This window comes from Streptomyces sp. NPDC008092, assembly GCF_042957285.1.
Taxonomy (GTDB): domain Bacteria; phylum Actinomycetota; class Actinomycetes; order Streptomycetales; family Streptomycetaceae; genus Streptomyces.
Genome location: NZ_JBIBHY010000029.1, coordinates 1 through 16,407 on the forward strand (window position 1 = coordinate 1; position 16,407 = coordinate 16,407).

At 67.9% G+C, this 16,407-nt stretch carries 16 protein-coding genes and 1 pseudogene; 6 read left to right on the forward strand and 11 right to left on the reverse strand.

The window, feature by feature from the left end; translation table 11 throughout:
• Nucleotides 1-337: 337 nt before the first annotated feature.
• From ACFZB3_RS48605 to ACFZB3_RS48615, 3 genes are all read right to left on the reverse strand, one after another.
• Nucleotides 338-898: a hypothetical protein gene (locus ACFZB3_RS48605; protein ID WP_391390051.1), complete on the reverse strand. Its 561-nt coding sequence runs from the start codon at nt 896-898 to the stop codon at nt 338-340.
• Nucleotides 899-966: 68 nt separating this feature from the next.
• Entirely contained in the window at nt 967-1,953 is a 987-nt protein-coding gene (locus tag ACFZB3_RS48610) for a hypothetical protein (RefSeq protein ID WP_391390053.1), read from the reverse strand.
• 259 nt (nt 1,954-2,212) lie between these two features.
• Nucleotides 2,213-3,424: a Cmx/CmrA family chloramphenicol efflux MFS transporter gene (locus tag ACFZB3_RS48615; RefSeq protein ID WP_391390056.1), complete on the reverse strand. Its 1,212-nt coding sequence runs from the start codon at nt 3,422-3,424 to the stop codon at nt 2,213-2,215.
• 245 nt (nt 3,425-3,669) lie between these two features.
• Here ACFZB3_RS48615 and ACFZB3_RS48620 point away from each other — a divergent pair, with 245 nt between their 5' ends.
• Nucleotides 3,670-4,557 (forward strand): helix-turn-helix domain-containing protein, encoded by an 888-nt coding sequence (locus ACFZB3_RS48620; RefSeq protein WP_391390058.1) that lies wholly within the window; start codon nt 3,670-3,672, stop codon nt 4,555-4,557.
• Between the two features lie 305 nt (nt 4,558-4,862).
• Here the strand turns inward: ACFZB3_RS48620 and ACFZB3_RS48625 are convergent, their stop codons facing one another.
• The 6 genes from ACFZB3_RS48625 to ACFZB3_RS48650 all read right to left on the reverse strand — a co-directional run bounded on the left by ACFZB3_RS48625 (nt 4,863) and on the right by ACFZB3_RS48650 (nt 9,417).
• The gene (locus tag ACFZB3_RS48625; protein WP_391390060.1) at nt 4,863-5,849 is read right to left on the reverse strand and encodes an SDR family NAD(P)-dependent oxidoreductase; all 987 of its coding nucleotides are present in this window, start codon (nt 5,847-5,849) and stop codon (nt 4,863-4,865) included.
• A 107-nt stretch (nt 5,850-5,956) separates the two neighbouring features.
• Nucleotides 5,957-6,970, reverse strand: coding sequence for a zinc-binding dehydrogenase (locus tag ACFZB3_RS48630; protein WP_391390062.1), 1,014 nt, complete (start codon nt 6,968-6,970; stop codon nt 5,957-5,959).
• Nucleotides 6,967-7,380: an ester cyclase gene (locus ACFZB3_RS48635; protein WP_391390064.1), complete on the reverse strand. Its 414-nt coding sequence runs from the start codon at nt 7,378-7,380 to the stop codon at nt 6,967-6,969. The genes ACFZB3_RS48630 and ACFZB3_RS48635 overlap by 4 nt, the downstream gene beginning before the upstream one ends.
• Before the next feature lie 55 nt (nt 7,381-7,435).
• Complete coding sequence (locus tag ACFZB3_RS48640; RefSeq protein WP_391390066.1) at nt 7,436-8,338, reverse strand: TIGR03620 family F420-dependent LLM class oxidoreductase; 903 nt, start codon at nt 8,336-8,338, stop codon at nt 7,436-7,438.
• Between the two features lie 14 nt (nt 8,339-8,352).
• On the reverse strand, nt 8,353-8,490 hold the full coding sequence (locus ACFZB3_RS48645) for a hypothetical protein (protein WP_391390068.1): 138 nt from the start codon (nt 8,488-8,490) through the stop codon (nt 8,353-8,355).
• A 39-nt stretch (nt 8,491-8,529) separates the two neighbouring features.
• Complete coding sequence (locus ACFZB3_RS48650) at nt 8,530-9,417, reverse strand: helix-turn-helix domain-containing protein (RefSeq protein ID WP_391390070.1); 888 nt, start codon at nt 9,415-9,417, stop codon at nt 8,530-8,532.
• Between the two features lie 331 nt (nt 9,418-9,748).
• Here ACFZB3_RS48650 and ACFZB3_RS48655 point away from each other — a divergent pair, with 331 nt between their 5' ends.
• Nucleotides 9,749-10,657, forward strand: a complete 909-nt coding sequence (locus tag ACFZB3_RS48655; protein WP_391390073.1) for an MBL fold metallo-hydrolase — start codon at nt 9,749-9,751, stop codon at nt 10,655-10,657.
• Between the two features lie 74 nt (nt 10,658-10,731).
• A complete protein-coding gene (locus tag ACFZB3_RS48660) occupies nt 10,732-11,340 on the forward strand; it encodes a TIGR03086 family metal-binding protein (protein WP_391390075.1) in 609 nt (202 codons plus the stop codon).
• Nucleotides 11,341-11,796: 456 nt separating this feature from the next.
• On the opposite strand, the gene ACFZB3_RS48665 is transcribed toward ACFZB3_RS48660, so the two are convergent.
• Nucleotides 11,797-13,116, reverse strand: a complete 1,320-nt coding sequence (locus tag ACFZB3_RS48665; protein WP_391390077.1) for an alpha/beta fold hydrolase — start codon at nt 13,114-13,116, stop codon at nt 11,797-11,799.
• Nucleotides 13,117-13,475: 359 nt separating this feature from the next.
• On the opposite strand from ACFZB3_RS48665, the gene ACFZB3_RS48670 reads away from it, so the two are divergent.
• The 3 genes and pseudogenes from ACFZB3_RS48670 to ACFZB3_RS48680 all read left to right on the forward strand — a co-directional run.
• Nucleotides 13,476-13,643, forward strand: a complete 168-nt coding sequence (locus ACFZB3_RS48670) for a hypothetical protein (protein WP_391390079.1) — start codon at nt 13,476-13,478, stop codon at nt 13,641-13,643.
• 15 nt (nt 13,644-13,658) lie between these two features.
• A complete protein-coding gene (locus tag ACFZB3_RS48675; protein ID WP_391390081.1) occupies nt 13,659-14,522 on the forward strand; it encodes a hypothetical protein in 864 nt (287 codons plus the stop codon).
• Nucleotides 14,523-14,641: 119 nt separating this feature from the next.
• A pseudogene (locus tag ACFZB3_RS48680) lies at nt 14,642-14,743 on the forward strand (IS5/IS1182 family transposase); the annotation flags it as partial.
• Between the two features lie 30 nt (nt 14,744-14,773).
• On the opposite strand, the gene ACFZB3_RS48685 reads toward ACFZB3_RS48680, so the two are convergent.
• Nucleotides 14,774-15,958 carry an IS110 family transposase gene (locus ACFZB3_RS48685; RefSeq protein WP_391390163.1) on the reverse strand — a complete coding sequence of 395 codons (1,185 nt, stop codon included), beginning with the start codon at nt 15,956-15,958 and terminating at the stop codon, nt 14,774-14,776.
• Nucleotides 15,959-16,407 lie beyond the last annotated feature (449 nt).

Here is a 16,407-nt window from a genome sequence, read left to right on the forward strand (position 1 = left end):
CGACGACCCGACAGGCCACGACTCCCACGGAATCACCACTGCTATCCCCGACCAGCGGAAACGCACCGATCACGCCCGAAAAGACAACAGCTTCTTAGCAACATCCGCCGGCAGCTCACCGAGATGCTGGACACGGGCGGCGAGGACATGGTTCGGGCCTACCTGTCAGCCGAAGCCGATTCGCGTCTCGCTCACCAGCTCAACGGATGGGAAGGGGTGAACTATCGGGCCCTGGCTCGTGACGACGCCTTCTGTAGCGGCGCCTTCATTTCGTAATCCATTGACGTCGGCCCGAGGCTCCCACCCGTGACTTGCGTGGCTCGCCCAGCGTTCGCGGTCAGCGGCGGGTGACGGTGTAGCCGGCGTCGTTGACCGCCGTGGTCCACACGGTGCGGTCAAACCACTTGGTGATGTCTGGCTGCATCTCGGTGAGGGTGCGCATGCGGGCCTGCCAGTCGTGGCCGGCGGGGCCGCGGCTTCCGTCGCATCCCTCGCAGCCGTCTTCGCCGTGGAGGTGGCCGGCCATCCATGCGTTGACGGCGACGTTGAGGATGACGGCGTACAGGTCTCCGCCGGATTGGGCCAGGGCATCCGGCACGCCGGCGAGGATCAGTGCCAGCTCGGGGTTGTCCTGAGGCGGCAGGGGTGCTTGCCCGACCCCTCCGTCGGGGCTGCTGGCTTCGAATTCCCGCACGCTCTGGGCGAGGCTGTCGGCGAGTACGGAGGCGTCGAAGTAGCGCCAGGCTGATCTCACCTGGATGCCGAGCTGGGTGGCCACTGCCTGGACGTTGCGCTCGATGATGTCCTCGACGCTCGCGGGGGCGAGGGTCACGCCCCGGCGGGCCAGTTCGGCGAGGGTTTCGGCGACGGCTTCTTTGAACGCTTTGGTGTTCCGCACCACCGCATCGTAGGGGCGGGGGATTTGCCCGGGAGGCCGTGCGGTGGAGTTCGCGGCGTGCGGGCGGTTCAGGGTGAGGGGGCCAGGGAGGCCGGGAAGACGGCGCCGGGTCCGAAGCGGGCGCGGGCGGTGTCGGCCTCCTTCTCGAGCTGGCGTGCCCTGTCGTCGCTCGCGTCGAGGAGGAGCTGCTGGTGCGCCTCGGTTGCGGGACGCAGTCCGGAAGCGCGAAGGGTGATGGTGCGGACGCGTGCACGCTGCAGGGCGAGGTCGTCGTAGATGCGGTAGGCGGCCTGGGTGAGGGCGGCGGAGTAGTTGGTGGCTTCGGGCAGAGTGCGTGTGCGGGTGGTGTGGGAGCGATCGGCGTAGCGGATGTCGAGGGTGAGGGTGCCGGCGGCGTCGCGGGTGTGGCGGAGATCGGCGCCGAGTTGTTCGGCCAGGGCGAGGAGGGCGCGGCGGTGTTGTCCGGGGTCGAGTTCGTCGTGCGGGAAGTCGTGGCGGGCGGCGCGGGAGGCGGGGGCGGCCCCGGGGGTGACGGGGCGGGGGCCGTGGCCGCGGGCTCGGTCGGCGATCTCCCGGCCGGTGGTCTTGCCGAGGAGGCGCTGCAAGGTGAGCAGTGGGGTGTCGGCGAGGGCGCCGATGGTGTGCAGGCCGTGGTGGGTGAGGAGGGTGGCGGTGGCGGGGCCGATGCCGGAGAGGGCGTGGACGGGGCGGGGGTTGAGGAAGGCGGCGATCGCGGCCGGGGTGGGGTCGACGATGGTGATCCGGCCGGGCGGGGTGGCGTCGGCGGCCATGGCGGCGATCAGGATCGAGTTGCCGCCGCCGATGGTCGTCTGGACGCCGTAGAGCGCGGCGGCGCGGAGCGCGATGAGGAGGGCGAGATCGCGGGGGTGGCGGTCGAAGTATTTCAGCGCGCCGGTCACGTCGTGGTCGGCGGCGGTGGGGGGCTGGGGCTGCCAGCGGGGGGAGATTTGGTCGAGGACGGTCAGGAGCTGGTGGTAGAGGTCCTCGTTGCCGCCGTGGTGGAAGTGGATGCGCAGGATGGCGCGCTGGGTCATGGTGCTCACCCGGCGCTTCCGGGGTTCACCAGACGCCTCAAACTGTCTCGCCATCTCGTCGGGAACAGAGCCTCGATGCCGGGTTCCCCCAGGCAGGGGGATCTGATGCGGGCGCTTCGTGACATGCATCCCACCTCCAGCTGCCGAGGGCAGTTAACCGTCCCGTGAACAATTCATCGAACATAATTCGAACACTGCGACTCTTGTCAGGGGCGGTGTCGTTGTGACCGGACAGTGCACCCTGGTTTCGGTGCAGCTGTCAGGGGGCAACGGCAACGCGCTCCGGTTCGGAGACGGTTGTGGGCACCTCGGTTCCCGCTTCGTGGCGTCGGGTGAGGTGGCGGTCCAGCAGAACGCTGCCCACGTGGGCCACCCCGAAGGCTGCGCCGATCCAGGCCGTACCCGCCAGTCCGAGTCCCGTGTTGATGACGAGGCCGGATGCCAGGGGGGCGACGGCGATGCCGATGTTGAAGGCGGCGATGTTCACGGCGCCGCCGAGCGTCCTGGTCTCTCCGAGAATGGAGAACACCCTGGCGTTGACGGCGGGCGTGACGCCGAAGTTGGCTGCCCCCAGGAGCACCACCAGGGCGATAGTGACCCATGCGACATGTGCGGTCACGGCCAGTGCTATCGCGGCCACGATGAAGGCGGCCATGCCTACCAGCAGGAGTGTGAAGGGGGCGCGGTCGGCTACGCGTCCTCCGATGGTCAGGCCGATGAACGCACCGACGCCATAGAGTCCGAGCACGAGGGGTACCAGGCCTGTGCTGAGGCCGGTGACGTCCTCCAGCAGGGCTCCGAGGTAGGAGAAGATCGCGAATTGGGCGGCCACGGTCAGTGCGGTGGTGGCGTAGGCGACCCAGAGCCGTGGCTGCATCAGCGAGCGCAGTTCGGTGGCCAGACGCGGCTGTGCCGTTGTCGTGTCCCGGCCGCCGGGCAGGGCGATGAGAAGTGCGATCGTGGACAGTGCGGTCATCGCGGCTACGGCCCAGAAGGCGGCCTCCCAGCCGGCGTGCTGTGCGAGCAGGGTGCCGCCCGGGACACCGATGATCGTGGCCACGCGCAGTCCCGAGACAACCACTCCCATGGCTCGGCCCTGCTTGTCGGCGTCCACCAGCGAGATGGCCGCGACCGAGGCTATGGCCCAGAATCCGGCGTACGCGATGGCCGACAGCACCCGCATGACCAGCAGGAATCCGAAGTGCGGGACGAGGGCGGCGCCGATGTGTGCGGCGATGAAGACGAGCTGGAAGCTGACCAGCGCGGCACGACGTGGCATCTTCAGGGTGACGAGGCTCATCAGCGGTGCTCCGACGAGCATGCCGATGGCGAAGGCGGACACCAGCATTCCGGCGGAGGCGAGGGGGATGCCGAGGTCCTGGGCGATGGGGGGCATCACGCCGGAGAGCATGAATTCCGAGGTGCCCTGGGCGAAGATGCCCAACCCAAGGACGTAGATCACAAAGGGCATGATTCATCTGCTTCGTGTGAGGAACGAGGGGGAACCGGGTGTTCCGCTCGGCCGGGCGCGGCCGTTTCTCAGAACGGGCCCGTTGCCGGCGAGGACCACCTGTGGAGGCGGTGTTGTCTCCCGGTCTGCGTCCAGCATCCCGCCCGGGACACGTGTGTAGACGCCTCGCGCGGGCCTTGCTGAACCTAGGTCTGGCTGGTCCACTCACCGGCCCGTCATGCCGCTGTGGTGGTATCACTGGGTGCATGGATCAAAGCGACGAGCTCGGTGACTTCCTGCGCTCGCGGCGGGCCCGTCTGCGTCCCGAGGACGCAGGGGCGGCTTTCAGCGGCGGCGCGCGCCGGGTCCCCGGACTGCGCCGCGAGGAGGTCGCACACCTGGCCGGGGTCAGCACGGACTACTACGCCCGTCTCGAACAGGGCAGGCACCCCCACGTCTCGGAGACGGTACTGGAGGCAGTCGCCCGCGCTCTGCGCCTGGACGACACCGAACGCGGCTACCTCTTCGAACTCGCCCGACCCAAGTCCCCCAGCCCGGGTCAGCGCCGTCCGGCCCCGCTACCGCGCGTGCGTCCGGCGATCCACCAGATGCTGGACGTCCTGAACGACGTCTCGCCGGCCCTGGTCCTCAACCACCGCTGCGACGTCCTGGCAGTCAACCATCTTGCCAAGGCGCTGATCACGGACTTTGACGCACTGCCGCACCGTGACCGCAACTTCGCCCGGTTCGTCCTGCTCCACCCCGCCGCCCGTGACCTCTTTCAGGACTGGGACCGGGTCGCGGAGGCGTTTGTCGCCAGTCTTCGTCTGGCTGCCGGACGCCATCCCGACGACCGCCTGCTGAACGAACTCGTCGGGGAGATGTCCATCAAGGTTCCCGAGTTCTCCACCTGGTGGGCCGGCCACCGCGTGGACGAGTGCGCCCACGGCACCCGGCGTCTCGTTCACCCGGTGGTCGGCGAGCTCACCCTCTCCTACGAGATGCTGGCCCTGCCCGCCGACCCTGACCTGAGCATCTGCCTGTACAATGCGGAACCTGGTTCGGCCTCTGCGGAGACACTCCGTATGCTCGCCGGCTGGAGTGCTCCGACGGGCGTACGACGGCGCAGTTCCTCCGAGGCACCCTCAAGTTGACCCCCAAAGGTCGTCCGCAATTTCCGCTTCCGTGTGACCTGCGGCAGCCGTCCTTCCGCTGCTGCAATGCGTTTTGCCCCCGTCTGCGCGGTCCCGGACGATGGCTGGCTCCTCGGCGGACTTCCAGGATCGCGCATTGAGACAGGTGTTCTGTACATCGCGGCGTCGAGGCCGTTCCCCATCGACGGGATACTTGAGACCCGCAGGTCACGGCTCACTTATGCGATGTGCGGGTCAACGCTGCGTCAATGAGTGGTGCTGGAATCGAGGCCCCAGGTTCAGTGCCGCTCTTGCGAGGATTCTGTCTATGCGCCCATTGCGGCGAGTGACAGTTTCCACAGGCGCTCGGCGGCGTCCGGGTCGAGTGCGTACGGGGCTACGCCGCCGGAGGACTTCCCCACTGCCTCGGGCGTCAGTGTCTCCGCCTCGTTGCAGTCCTCGAAGTAGCGACCACCGATGCCCTCCAACTGGGGAGAGGTAGCGACCAGCACGCTGGTCGCGGCGCCCTGGGGGATCGTCTTGAACCTGAATGGCGCGCCCTGGATCGAGCCGAGTTCCCCGGCCGCCTCGGCGGCGCGCAGCTGTGCGAATTGGTCCGGGTCCATGTAGCGAGAAAGGTTCGTCCCCAGGATCACGCCGGGGTGGACGGCGTTCGCGGTGATCCCGTCGGCCGCCCAGCGGTTGGTCGCCTCGACTGCGAAGAGAACGTTGGCGGTCTTGGACTGCCCGTAGGCGAGCCACGGGTCGTAAGCACGGGAGGTGAAGTTGATGTCGTCGAACTGCACGGGCGAGGTGTGGTGGCCCCGGGAGCTGAGCGACACGATCCGCGCGTTGCCGGCCGCCGCGAGCGCGTCGTGCAGGCCGACCGCGAGGGCGAAGTGGCCGAGATGGTTGGATGCGAACTGGAGCTCCCAGCCGTCCGGTGTGCGCTCGAGCGTAGGCAATGCCATCACGCCGGCGTTGTTGACGAGGATGTGCAGGGGCCCGGACCAGGCGCTCGTGAAAGCGGCGATCGACGCCTTGTCTGCGAGATCGAGCCGGCCGACGTGGACGGCGTCGTTTCCGGTGGCCTTGCGGATGTCGGTCGCGGCCAGCTCTCCGGCCTCCGTGTTGCGGACCGCGAGGGTGACCGAGGCCCCGGCACCGGCGAGGGCACGCGCGGTCTCGGCGCCGAGACCCGACGCGGCGCCGGTGACGACCGCGTGCTTGCCGGAAAGGTCTATGCCTTCGATGACCTCGGCGGCCGTCGACTCATCTCCGAAGGGGGTGTGGATACGCTGAGGGGTTGTCATGACCTCAAGTCCTAGTCACTGGTTGGTTGTTTTTCCCTCACCTGAACAGGTGAGGAAGTCGATCCGGCGGACCGGTGCAGGTGCGCCAGGAGGCAGGGGCGGAAGGCTCACGCCTGATGCTCGAGTTCGAGGGCGAGCTTGCCGGTGTTCTGGCCGGTGAACAGGCGCCTGAGCGTGGCCGGGAACATCTCGATGCCGCCGTGCACCGTGTCCTCGACGCTCGTCAGCCGACCGGCGGCGAGCCAGTGCGACATCTGCGCCATGGCCTCGGAGTACCGGTGGGCGAATGCGGGAGCGGCGACGCCTGCCATGGAGGCGCTCCGGTACAGCAGGGTCAGATAGTTGCTCGGCCCCACGACCGTATCGGCCTTGTCGTACTGGGAGATGGCCCCACTGATGACGACTCGCGCGCCGCGGGCCAGGCGGGTGAGCGCCTGGTTGAGGACGTCTCCGCCGACGTTGTCGAAGAACACGTCGACGTATCGGGGGGTGCACTCGCGCAACTGGTCGAGAAAGTCGTCCCGTTTGTAGTCGATGGCGGCGCTGAACCCGAGCCGGTCGACGAGCATGCGTGTCTTGTCGGGACCGCCCGCGATCCCGATCACGTGCGCGCCCTTGATCTTCGCGATCTGGCCGGCGACGCTTCCGACGGCCCCGGCCGCTCCCGATACGAGCACCACGTCGCCCGCGGCGAGCCGGCCGACGTCCAGGAGCCCGAAGTAGGCGGTCATACCGGTCATGCCCAGGACGCCGAGATACGCCGCGAGCGACCTGCCCTCCTCGGGGTGCACCTGGTAAACCCCGGTTCCGTCCGACACAGCGAACTCCTGGACGCCGAACGTGCCGTGGACGAAGTCACCCTCCGCGAAACCCGGATGGCGGGAGTGCACGACCTGCCCGATCGTGATCGCCCGCATGACCGCTCCGACATCCACCGGAGTGACGTGCTCTGCTTTCATCCAGCCGCGCATGGCAGGGTCGATCGACAAATGCGTGACCTTGACCAGGAACTCGCCGTCGCCGGGCACCGGAATGGGGGTCTGGACGAGCTCGAAGTCGGAATCGTTGAAGGGGCCGGCTGGGCGGGCCTTGAGGCGGAACTGACGATTGACGCCGTTCATCCCGCTGACCTCGCCCGGTCGGGCGCGAAGCGGTCACCGAAGACCGGCAGACCGCTTGCGGACTCGGCGCGGGTCGCTTCGTCCTCCCAGACGTCCCAGTGTTCGGCCAGTCTGCCGTTATCGACGCGTACGACGTCGGCCACGACGGAGGCGATCTCACCTGTTCCCGAGTACCGGCCGTAGAGCATCACGTACTCGCCCTCGGCGACGGTGAGCTGGTTGTCGTAGTGCAGGGTGGCCGGCAGGGCGCGGACCAGGTTGAACAGACCCTCGCGTCCCGGCGGGATGTGTCGGCTGTGTTGAAGGTATTTCTCGGACCAGAGCTCCTGGGCGGCCTCGTAGTCGCGCTTGCCGAAGAGCGTGTCGAAGGCCGTCAGAACGAGTTCTTTGTTCTGCTCGGGTGTGGACATGCCGTGCTCCAGAGGATGAATGTCATGACTGCCTCGGGCGTCGTCACGGGTGCGGTTACGCGCTCTTCGCGGTGACGCCGGTGAGGTCGGCGAGGCGGCGCCACTGAGTGAGCAGCGGGGTCTCGCCTCCCTCGGCGGTGATGAGCTGCAGGGCCAGGTGGTCGGCGCCGGCGGTGTGGAACTCGGTCAGGCGGTCGCTGATCGCGTCGTCGGTGCCCCAGACCACGAGGGTGTCGATGAGGCGGTCGCTGCCGCCGCCGGTGAAGTCTTCGTCGGTGAAGCCAAGGCGTTCGAAGTTCGCGGTGTAGTTGGGCAGCCGGAGATACAGGCCGAGGAAGTCACGTGCGAGGGCTCGTGCCCGGACGGGGTCGCTGTCCAGGGCCGCGGTGACCACGGGAGCCAGGAGCGGTCCGTCGCCCAGGACCTCCCGGGCCTGCTTGACGTAGTCAGGGGTGACCATGGCGGGGTGGGCGCCGGCGGCCCGGTCGCGGGCGAGACGCAGCATCTTCGGTCCGAGCGCCGCCAGGATCCGACGGGCGGCCGGGACGGGGGTGGCCGCGTGGTCGAGGACGTCGAGGTAGCCGACCATCGTGGAGTAGGGCCGATGGTAGTGCTGAGCCAGCTGCGCGTGGCTTGCGCCCAGGCCCAGGAGGAACCGGCCGGGGTGGGCTTCCTCCAGCTCGGCCCGCTGCCGGGCCACCGTGGCGGCGTCCTCATTCCAGATGTTGAGGATGCCGGTGGCCAGGGCGATGCGTTCGGTCGACCCAGCGAGCGCGACGGCGTGGTGCACGCTGCTGTTGCCTCCAAGCCAGATAGCGCCGAAGCCGAGTTCTTCCAGCTCGGCTGCCGCGCGTCGCCGCTGTTCCTGAAGCGCCGGGTCCTCGGAACGCAGCTCGTGGCTGAAGATTCCGAAGCGGCCCAGAGACTGCTGCGATGTGGTGCGAGGTGCGGAATACATCGTTTATTCCTTAATTAGCGGGTGGCCTCGGCGCCGAGACCCGACGCGGCGCCGGTGACAGGCGCGTGCTTGCCAGTGAGGTCGACGTCCTCGATGCCCTCGGCGGCCCTCGACTCTTCGCCCGGGGGAGTCTGGATGAGCATGGACGCCATGACCTCACGTCTCGTCGCTGATCGGCTGCCTGTTCCTCATCAGCCGGACGGCGCCTGGGAGGCGGCGGCCTCGTGTGTGTTCGTCGGTGTGGTCCAGCTGGCGAGCAGACGGAGTGTTTCCGCGGAGGCGGAGCCAGGTTCGGTGGTGTAGAGCACGATGCTCTGGTCAGGGTCGGCGGGCAGGGCCAGCGTCTCGTAGGAGACGGTGAGTTCACCGACCACGGGGTGAACGAGGCGTTGGGTGCCGTGGGCGCACTGGTCCACGCGGTGGCCAGCCCACCAGGTGGAGAACTCGGGAACCTTGATGGACATCTCCCCGACGAGTTCGTTCAGCAGGGGGTCGTCGGGATGGTGTCCGGCGGCCAGCCGCAGACTGGCGACGAAGGTCTCCGCAATCCGGTCCCAGTCCGCGTACAGGTCACGGGCGGCGGGGTGGAGCAGGACGAATCGGGCGAGGTTGCGGTCGCGGTGCGGCAGTGCGTCGAAGTCGGTGATCAGCGCCTTGGCAAGATGGTTGGCGCCCAGGACGTCACTGCGGTGGTTGAGGACGAGGGCCGGTGAGACGTCGTTGAGGACGTCCAGCATCTGGTGGATCGGCTGCCGCATGCGTGGTGCGCGGGCGGGACGGCTCCGGTGGCGTCTGGATGTCCTGGGTCGGGCGAGTTCGAAGAGGTAGCCGCGTTCGGTGTCGTCCAGGCGCAGAGCGCGGGCGACTGCCTCCAGTACCGTCTCCGAGACGTGGGGGTGCCTGCCCTGTTCGAGACGGGCGTAGTAGTCCGTGCTGACCCCGGCCAGGTGTGCGACCTCCTCGCGGCGCAGTCCGGGGACCCGGCGCGCGCCGCCGCTGAAAGCCGCCCCTGCGTCCTCGGGACGCAGACGGGCCCGCCGCGAGCGCAGGAAGTCACCCAGTTCGCCGTTGTGGTTCATGCGGCCAGTGTGCTCCCCACAGCGGCGTGGCGGGCCGGTGAAGGTGGACCAGCCAGACCTAGGTTCAGCAGGGCGCCCTTGGAGCGTCGACACGCGCGCAAAACAGGTCATGCTAACTGAAAAGCGACGGTCTTCTCCTGCGAGGAAACCAGAGGACTTCCCCGCACTGGGGCTGGAGAAAGCAGCGGCTGTCCTGCACCGGCCCGCTGTCGTCTCGAAGGCCGCGCTGCCGCAGATCAGGCCCGAGCCAGCCTTCACGCGGCTCCTTGGAACTCCATCACAAGAGACCCCTCCGCCCCAGCCCTGGGGCGGGCCACCAAAGGAGATCACCATGACCGAGTTCGCGCCTGTGCCGGACTTCGCCCTGGGCCCGGATATCCCGGAGTCCGGGTATGTCGTCCAGGATCTGGGCGGCGGTGCCCATTTCGCCACCCAGGGGATGATCAACACGATGTTCGTGGAGACGAAGAACGGTGTCGTCCTCGTGGACGCCTCACCGTTCCTGGGGGACAAACTGCTGGAGGCGATCGAGTCGGTCACCCCCAAGCCGATCACCCACCTGATCTACAGCCACGCGCACGCCGACCACATCGGGGCGGCCCACCTGCTGAAGCGGAACGGCCTGAAGATCATCTCCCATGAGATCACCGGCGAGTTCATCAAGGAGGTCAAGAACGACGACCGGCGCCCCCTGCCCACCGAGACCTTCAGCGGCCGGCGCAAGGAGATGGACATCGACGGCGTACGGTTCGTCCTCGACTACACGGGAGACTGGCACCAGGCCGGCAACCTGTTCATCCACCTGCCGGAGCTGAAGCTCATGGGAGCGATGGACAGCTTCACTCCGAAGAGCGCGCCGTTCTTCCGCCTGTACTTCTCCGCACACGTGCCCGCGTACTTCGACGCCATGGACCAGTTGCTGGAGTACGACTACGAGACCATCGTCACCGGCCACATGGCTCTGCCCGGCACACCGGAGGACGTGGCAACGAACCGGGAGTACATCCGGGACCTGCGCGCCGCTGCATCCGAAGCGCTGCGCACGGTCGACCTGAAGGAAGCCGCGGCCGCCGCCAAGGTGCCGGCGAACAACAAGCAGGCGGAGATCAAGGTCTGGATCGACGTGGTCACCGCCCGCGCGGCCGAACTCATGCCGTCCTGGGAGAAGCGCCTGGGAGGGACCGACATCTTCCTCGCGGACAACCTCAACGCCACCGTATGGAGCGTCTTCATCGACTAGGACGACGCCTTCGGATGAGGGGCGAACCGCGGTGATTGCGTTCGGCCCAGTCGACTTCGCAGGAGGGATGCCGCATGCTGCCGGTGACGAGGATGGAGCATTTGGCGCACAGTATCGATCTGGTCGTGGACGCCGTGCGCGGTGCTCAGGTCGACCAGTATGACAACCCGACGCCGTGTTCGGCGTGGACGGTGAGAGACCTCGTCAATCACATCGCCATGATGCTGATCATGACGAGAGACGTGGGCACTCGCACGGCGTCGGATCCGGGCCTGCTGACCGCGAACCCGGTGCCCCTCCTCGCCGGGCGGCCGGAGTCCGAGTGGGCGTCGCTCCTGGCCGGTGCGGCGAAACCGGCGGCCAGGGCGTGGTCCGAGCCGGCCGCTTGGGAGGGACAGGCCGCCCTCGGCGGGCCGCCCATGCCCGCGACCGCGCTCGGCGGGATCCTGATCGCCGACTTCACCGTCCACGCCTGGGACATGACAGCAGCCACCGGACAACTGCGCACCGTTCCCGCGTCCTTGGCCGAAGCCACGTTCGCGACATACTCGCGTGAGGCACCGCGCATGCGCAGTCTCGGCCTTCTGGGTGACGAAGTACCCCAGGACGCGGACGCACCCGTGTTCGACCGCGCATTGGCCCTCAGTGGCAGAAACCCCCGATGGACGCCAGCGGCGCATTAGCCTCGGCCAGCCACCACGTTCGTCTACGGCTGCATGGGCACGCCCGGTAATGCGTCCATCTTCGTCGCAGTCTGGCACGTCCTCACCTGGGACACTCGCTACCAGGATCTCGGAGTTGGCGCCGGCCACTTCATCAACCGCATCCGCACGTCCCGGCAGACCCGCAAGCTCGTCGGCCAACGCGTGATCCCGCGGGGATTTTCAGAGCGCCAGTAAGGGCCCTGGGGAGGGCCGGATTCGCACTCTGCCTTGGCACGATCGGGGATCCGACCGGTTTCCACATCCTTCCACCACCACGGCACTGCTCGCGGGGACGCAGGGGCTTCACCTCGGCCAGCTACCGTCGCTTGCTCAGCGCAGCGTGCAAGCGCTTGAGGATTGATCGCGCCGCGGATCTATCACGTGGTTCTGTTCACGGTACTCGCGTACGGAGCCAATCACGCTTGTTCTGTTCCGTTATCGCTGCTGGTCAGCTTGTGTGAAGAAGCGAATCAGCTCCTTTGAGAGGAACTCTGGCTTCTCGTCGGGGATCCAGTGCCCGCAGTTTTCGATGACGCCGCCGGACACGTTCTCCGCCACGAGACGCATGGACTCGATGGGGATGCTCCCCATGACGTCGCTGCCGCCGTAGGCCAGGACGGGGATAGTGAGCTTCTGCTTGGCCCATTCCCGGTTCTGCTCACCGCTCTCGGGGAACGCACGGTAGTACTCGAAGCCGGCCCGCATGCCGCCCAGGGATGAGTAGCACCTGACATACTCGTCGATTTCCTCCTCGGTGGACCATGTGTGGTCGTGGGAGTAAGTCTTGTAGAACCAGCTGAGGTATGTGCGCTCGTTCCCGGCCGTCAGTGCCTCGGCGAGATCTGTGGCGCGGTGCAGCCCGAAGTGCCAGTACTCCCGCAAGAAATCCTCCGGGTCCGTAACGCCATGGGCCTTGCTCTCAAGGAAGGTCAGGCTGTCGGTGTCGTCCCGGAACTCCGCGGCGTAGGCGTACGCAATGCGGCCCCCGTTGTCGTGGCCGACCACGTGGGCAGGTCCCAGGCCCAGCCGCTGCACAAGGCGGTGGACGTCACCGGCTACGGTCCTGCTGTCATAGCCGGTGAGCGGGCGGGAGGAATCGCCGCTGCCACGCATGTCGACGGCGAGCGCTTCGTATCCCGCATCGACCAGGCTCGGCATTACGCGCCGCCAGGAGTACCAGGTCTGCGGCCAGCCGTGCAGCAGCAAGACCAACTTGCCGCGGCCGCCCCGGACATAGTGCAGTTTGACGTCTCCCAGATCGGCCATGCCGTGCTGGAAAACATGTCCGGCTTCGGTTGCCGAAGTTGACATGCAATTCCTGTTCTGTCGAGTGCTCTGTCCGGTGTCCCAGCACCTGGTGGCCGTCTGGTGAAGAAAATAGATCCGTGACCGCCGGTTTAACCGGTGCATATCCTTTCTGCGGTGCAGCATCGAGATCCCGTAGGCGCGCTCCACGATCCACCGTTTGGGGATCGGCAGGAACCCGGTCCGGGACGGGTTGCGCTCGACGATCTCCTCGATGCCCACCGTCTCCCCGCGCGCGACGACGGCGTTCTTCAAGCCCTGGTCGACCTGGGCCTTCTCCACGGTGTCGGTGTCGACCGCGACCTTGTCCAGCAGCGCGATGCCGGCGGCGTTGTCGTGCACGGACGCGGCGAACACCACTGCGGCGATCACCAGGCCCGACACGTCAACGGCCAGGTGCCGCGCCGGCGGCCCGGATGCGCGAACCGTGCAAGGCGCGGTGCCTGGCACGGCCGCTGGGCGGTTGGGTCTGGGGGCTCACTGGTTCTGTACGACGAGGGCGCCGACCGTGTAGTCGATGTGGGTGGCAGGTTCCGCGCCGCGGGGCCAGAAGGCGCTCGGGATGATGTTGGCGGCGAAGTCTCCGACGACTGTGTGGCGGGTGCTCTCACGACGGGCGTCGCGCCGGTAATGGGTCGCTGCTGTGTGCCCGTCCTCCTTCGGGTGATGTTGAGAGCCGAGTGTGGCCGCTGCCGTACTGGTCAGGCAGGGTAGCTGACTGGTTCCTCGATCCCGCGAGGTGCCTTGTCTCTGGGGGCTCGGTGCAGCTGTTCTTCACAGACCGAGGGAAGGTCTGGAAGGTGGGGGACGTGGCCGGCGTTCGCCCTGCCGAGCTGAGCGAGCTGTTTGAACGGCGACGAATTCCGACGGGCACCCCGATTCTTCTGGATGAGGCGATGCGCCCGGTAGAGCCGTTGTCGAGCTGGTTCCGGATGCTCGGACAACAGGGCCTGGACGCGAAGACGATGCGGGCGTAGGCCTACACCGTCCTGATGCTGCTCAACTTCCTTACCGCACGGGGCCTGGACTTGCGACTGGCGACCGAGAACGACGTGCTGGAGTTCCGGCGGTGGCGGCGCGAGGACGCCGAAGAGACGGTCGGCGAGGCCACCTGGGATCGGGACGCTGCCGCGATCGGCGGGCTCTACGACTACTTGGCCCAAGTCGGTCACGTGAGCGGGCGGCCCTGGCGGGCGACGGGACGCGGGGAGTCCCTGGGCAGCGGGGTGAGCCGGGATCCGAGGGTCCGGCACATGGAACTTGACCAGTACCTGTTCTTCCGGGACGTCGGGTTCGGCGGCCTGCAGCCGGGCGGCTGCCTGGACTTGGGCTTCCGGGGATGGCGGCCGCACCGCAACCGCTCGGCGTTGGAGCTGGCGCTGATGACGGGGATGCGGATCCAGGAGTGGTCGACCCTGCTGCTGCCCGAACTCGGCCTGGCCGGCGGCAGCCGACCCGCGGTCGCGGACGTCGACCTGGCGGCTTGCGCAAAGTACGGACGGCCGCGGTCGGTCTACGTGCCCCGGGACGCGATGGAACTGCTCGAGCCCTACCTGCTGTTGGAACGGTCGGGAATCGTGGCGACAGCGCAGCGCACGCTGCGGCGCCAGGTGCGCGATCTGTTCGTGGTCCAGCGGATCGAGGGGGACGGCACCCGGGTCCGCGGGGTCCTGGAGGGCGTTACGGTCACCCGGGTGATCAAGGATATGAAGCCGGGTCTGCGGCGGATCACTGTGCTGGAGACGAGCGACGGCCTGGATCCACTGGCGCTGTTCATCGGCAAGGGCGGCCGGATGCTCACCGGCTCGGGCTGGGATCGCATCCGCTGGCGGGCGTGGAAGCGGATGAAGCAGTGAGCCTTTGCCAACCTGCCTGATCATGGTGTGAGTTGAGGCGGGGGCCGTGTGCGGGAAGAGGTGAAGCTCCTGGTAGATGGGTTGTCGACCAAGAGCAACCTGTCCGCCCGGAGCTTCATGTGCTTGTCTACCCATCGGGGCTGGATCTGTCCAGTTCCGCCCTTCGGTTCCTGTCCCGCCAGCTGGCCGCCCGACGCCTGGAGCTGGGCACACGGACGCGGGTCTGCGGGGGGGTACCTCTATGTCTTTCGTCAAGCGAGGCGTGGGGTTCTGGGTTCGTAGAAGGTGCCGTCGCGGAGCATCGCGAACAGCACGTTGATCCGTTGTCGGGCGAGCCGGAGGAGGGCTTGCGTGTGGGTCTTTCCTCTGGCTCGGCATTTGTCGTAGTAGGTGCGGGAGGCGGGATCGTGCAGGGCGGCGAACGCGGACAGGAACATCGCGCGTTTGAGCTGCCGGTTGCCGCCTCTGGGCGCGTGTTCGCCGTGGATCGACGTTCCGGACGACTTGGTGGTCGGGGCGAGGCCGGCGTAGGAGGCCAGGTGGGCGGCGGTGGGGAAGCTGGTTCCGTCGCCGACGGTGACCAGCAAGGTGGCGGCGGTCCTGACCGCGACCCCCGGAATCGAGGTCAGGACCGCGGAAAGAGGGTGAGCCTCCAAGAGCTGCCCGATCTGTGCTTCCAGGGCCCTGCGCTGTTCGTGGACGGCCGCGAGCGAACGGGCCAGGGACGGGATCACGACGTCGAGGGTGCCGGTGCCCGGGACCACGACGGTCTGCTCGTCGAGGGCGTCGAAGACCTCGTCGATGAGGCGGGCGGCCATGCGTGGGGCCTTGGGCCGGACCACCTCGACGAGCTTGCGGCGACCGGCTTTCCGCAGGGCGGCCGGGGATCCGTGGCGTTCCAGCAGCCAGGTCACCGCGGGGTGGTCCAGTCGGGGGCCGAGGACGCGTTCCAGGCTGGGGTGGAACTGGGTGAGCAGGCCGCGTATGCGGTTGGAGGTGCGGGTGGCCTCGGCCGCGAGGTCCTGGTCGAAGCCGACCAGCACGGTCAGCTCGGCGGTGATCTCGTCGGTCAGTTGAAGCGAGCGCAGGGTGTGCGGCATGGTGCGGGCTGCGTCCGCGATCACCGCGGCGTCCTTCGCGTCGGTCTTCGCCTCGCCCGGGTAGAGGTCGGCGATCCGACGCATGGACAGGCCGGGCAGGTAGGCGACCTTGCAGCCGGCGGCCCGGGCGACGGTCAGGGGCAGGGCGCCGATGGAGGCGGGCTGGTCCACGATCACCAGCACGGTGCCGAACTTCGCGGCCAGCTTGTCGAAGACGGCCCGCAGTTTCGGCTCGCTGTTGGGCAGCTGCCTGTCGAAGACCTTCTTGCCGGCCGGGGTGAGGCCGTGCCCGTGGTGGGTGCTCTTGCCGACGTCCAGGCCGAGGAAGACGCCCATGTCGTCGATGTTGTCCAACCCATCCTCCCGAACGGGGTTCGTGCGGTGCCGGCCAGGGCGTTGGCGTCGTATGCGCGCATCCACGTTATGCAGACCTGCCGCCCGCAAACGGCCGGGCATTGCGCCAGGCCGGGCGGTAGTCGGACCTCTCATCAGCGTCTCCAACGGCGCCTCCCGGGCCCGGTGACACCACCCCCCAGGTCATCCACTCGACAGGGGGGAACAGCCATGCCGGGCCCGGAGGCCAGCGGCCCTCTTGCAGGACCGCGAAGAACATAACGGGGGGCGCGGGCCGGTCTCTGTCGAGACACTCGAGGATGCCGAAGCCGAAGGCCGGCCGGTGCCGGTGCGGGCGCTGCCGGTCGAGAGTGTCGGTATCGTCGTGGACGGAGTCGTGGCGAGGTCGGTCCGGCCGGCGGGCGCGGGCCGGTGGCGGCTTGGAGTGCGTC

Excerpts from the sequence above, each read along its gene's own strand:
- ACFZB3_RS48635 (WP_391390064.1), bottom strand. The coding sequence starts at position 7,380 with ATGTCCACACCCGAGCAGAACAAAGAACTCGTTCTGACGGCCTTCGAC.
- ACFZB3_RS48655 (WP_391390073.1), top strand. The coding sequence starts at position 9,749 with ATGACCGAGTTCGCGCCTGTGCCGGACTTCGCCCTGGGCCCGGATATC.
- ACFZB3_RS48685 (WP_391390163.1), bottom strand. The coding sequence starts at position 15,958 with ATGGGCGTCTTCCTCGGCCTGGACGTCGGCAAGAGCACCCACCACGGG.
- ACFZB3_RS48660 (WP_391390075.1), top strand. The coding sequence starts at position 10,732 with ATGCTGCCGGTGACGAGGATGGAGCATTTGGCGCACAGTATCGATCTG.
- ACFZB3_RS48615 (WP_391390056.1), bottom strand. The coding sequence starts at position 3,424 with ATGCCCTTTGTGATCTACGTCCTTGGGTTGGGCATCTTCGCCCAGGGC.
- ACFZB3_RS48610 (WP_391390053.1), bottom strand. The coding sequence starts at position 1,953 with ATGACCCAGCGCGCCATCCTGCGCATCCACTTCCACCACGGCGGCAAC.
- ACFZB3_RS48650 (WP_391390070.1), bottom strand. The coding sequence starts at position 9,417 with ATGAACCACAACGGCGAACTGGGTGACTTCCTGCGCTCGCGGCGGGCC.
- ACFZB3_RS48620 (WP_391390058.1), top strand. The coding sequence starts at position 3,670 with ATGGATCAAAGCGACGAGCTCGGTGACTTCCTGCGCTCGCGGCGGGCC.
- ACFZB3_RS48675 (WP_391390081.1), top strand. The coding sequence starts at position 13,659 with ATGCTGCTCAACTTCCTTACCGCACGGGGCCTGGACTTGCGACTGGCG.
- ACFZB3_RS48630 (WP_391390062.1), bottom strand. The coding sequence starts at position 6,970 with ATGAACGGCGTCAATCGTCAGTTCCGCCTCAAGGCCCGCCCAGCCGGC.
- ACFZB3_RS48625 (WP_391390060.1), bottom strand. The coding sequence starts at position 5,849 with ATGACAACCCCTCAGCGTATCCACACCCCCTTCGGAGATGAGTCGACG.
- ACFZB3_RS48645 (WP_391390068.1), bottom strand. The coding sequence starts at position 8,490 with ATGGCGTCCATGCTCATCCAGACTCCCCCGGGCGAAGAGTCGAGGGCC.
- ACFZB3_RS48640 (WP_391390066.1), bottom strand. The coding sequence starts at position 8,338 with ATGTATTCCGCACCTCGCACCACATCGCAGCAGTCTCTGGGCCGCTTC.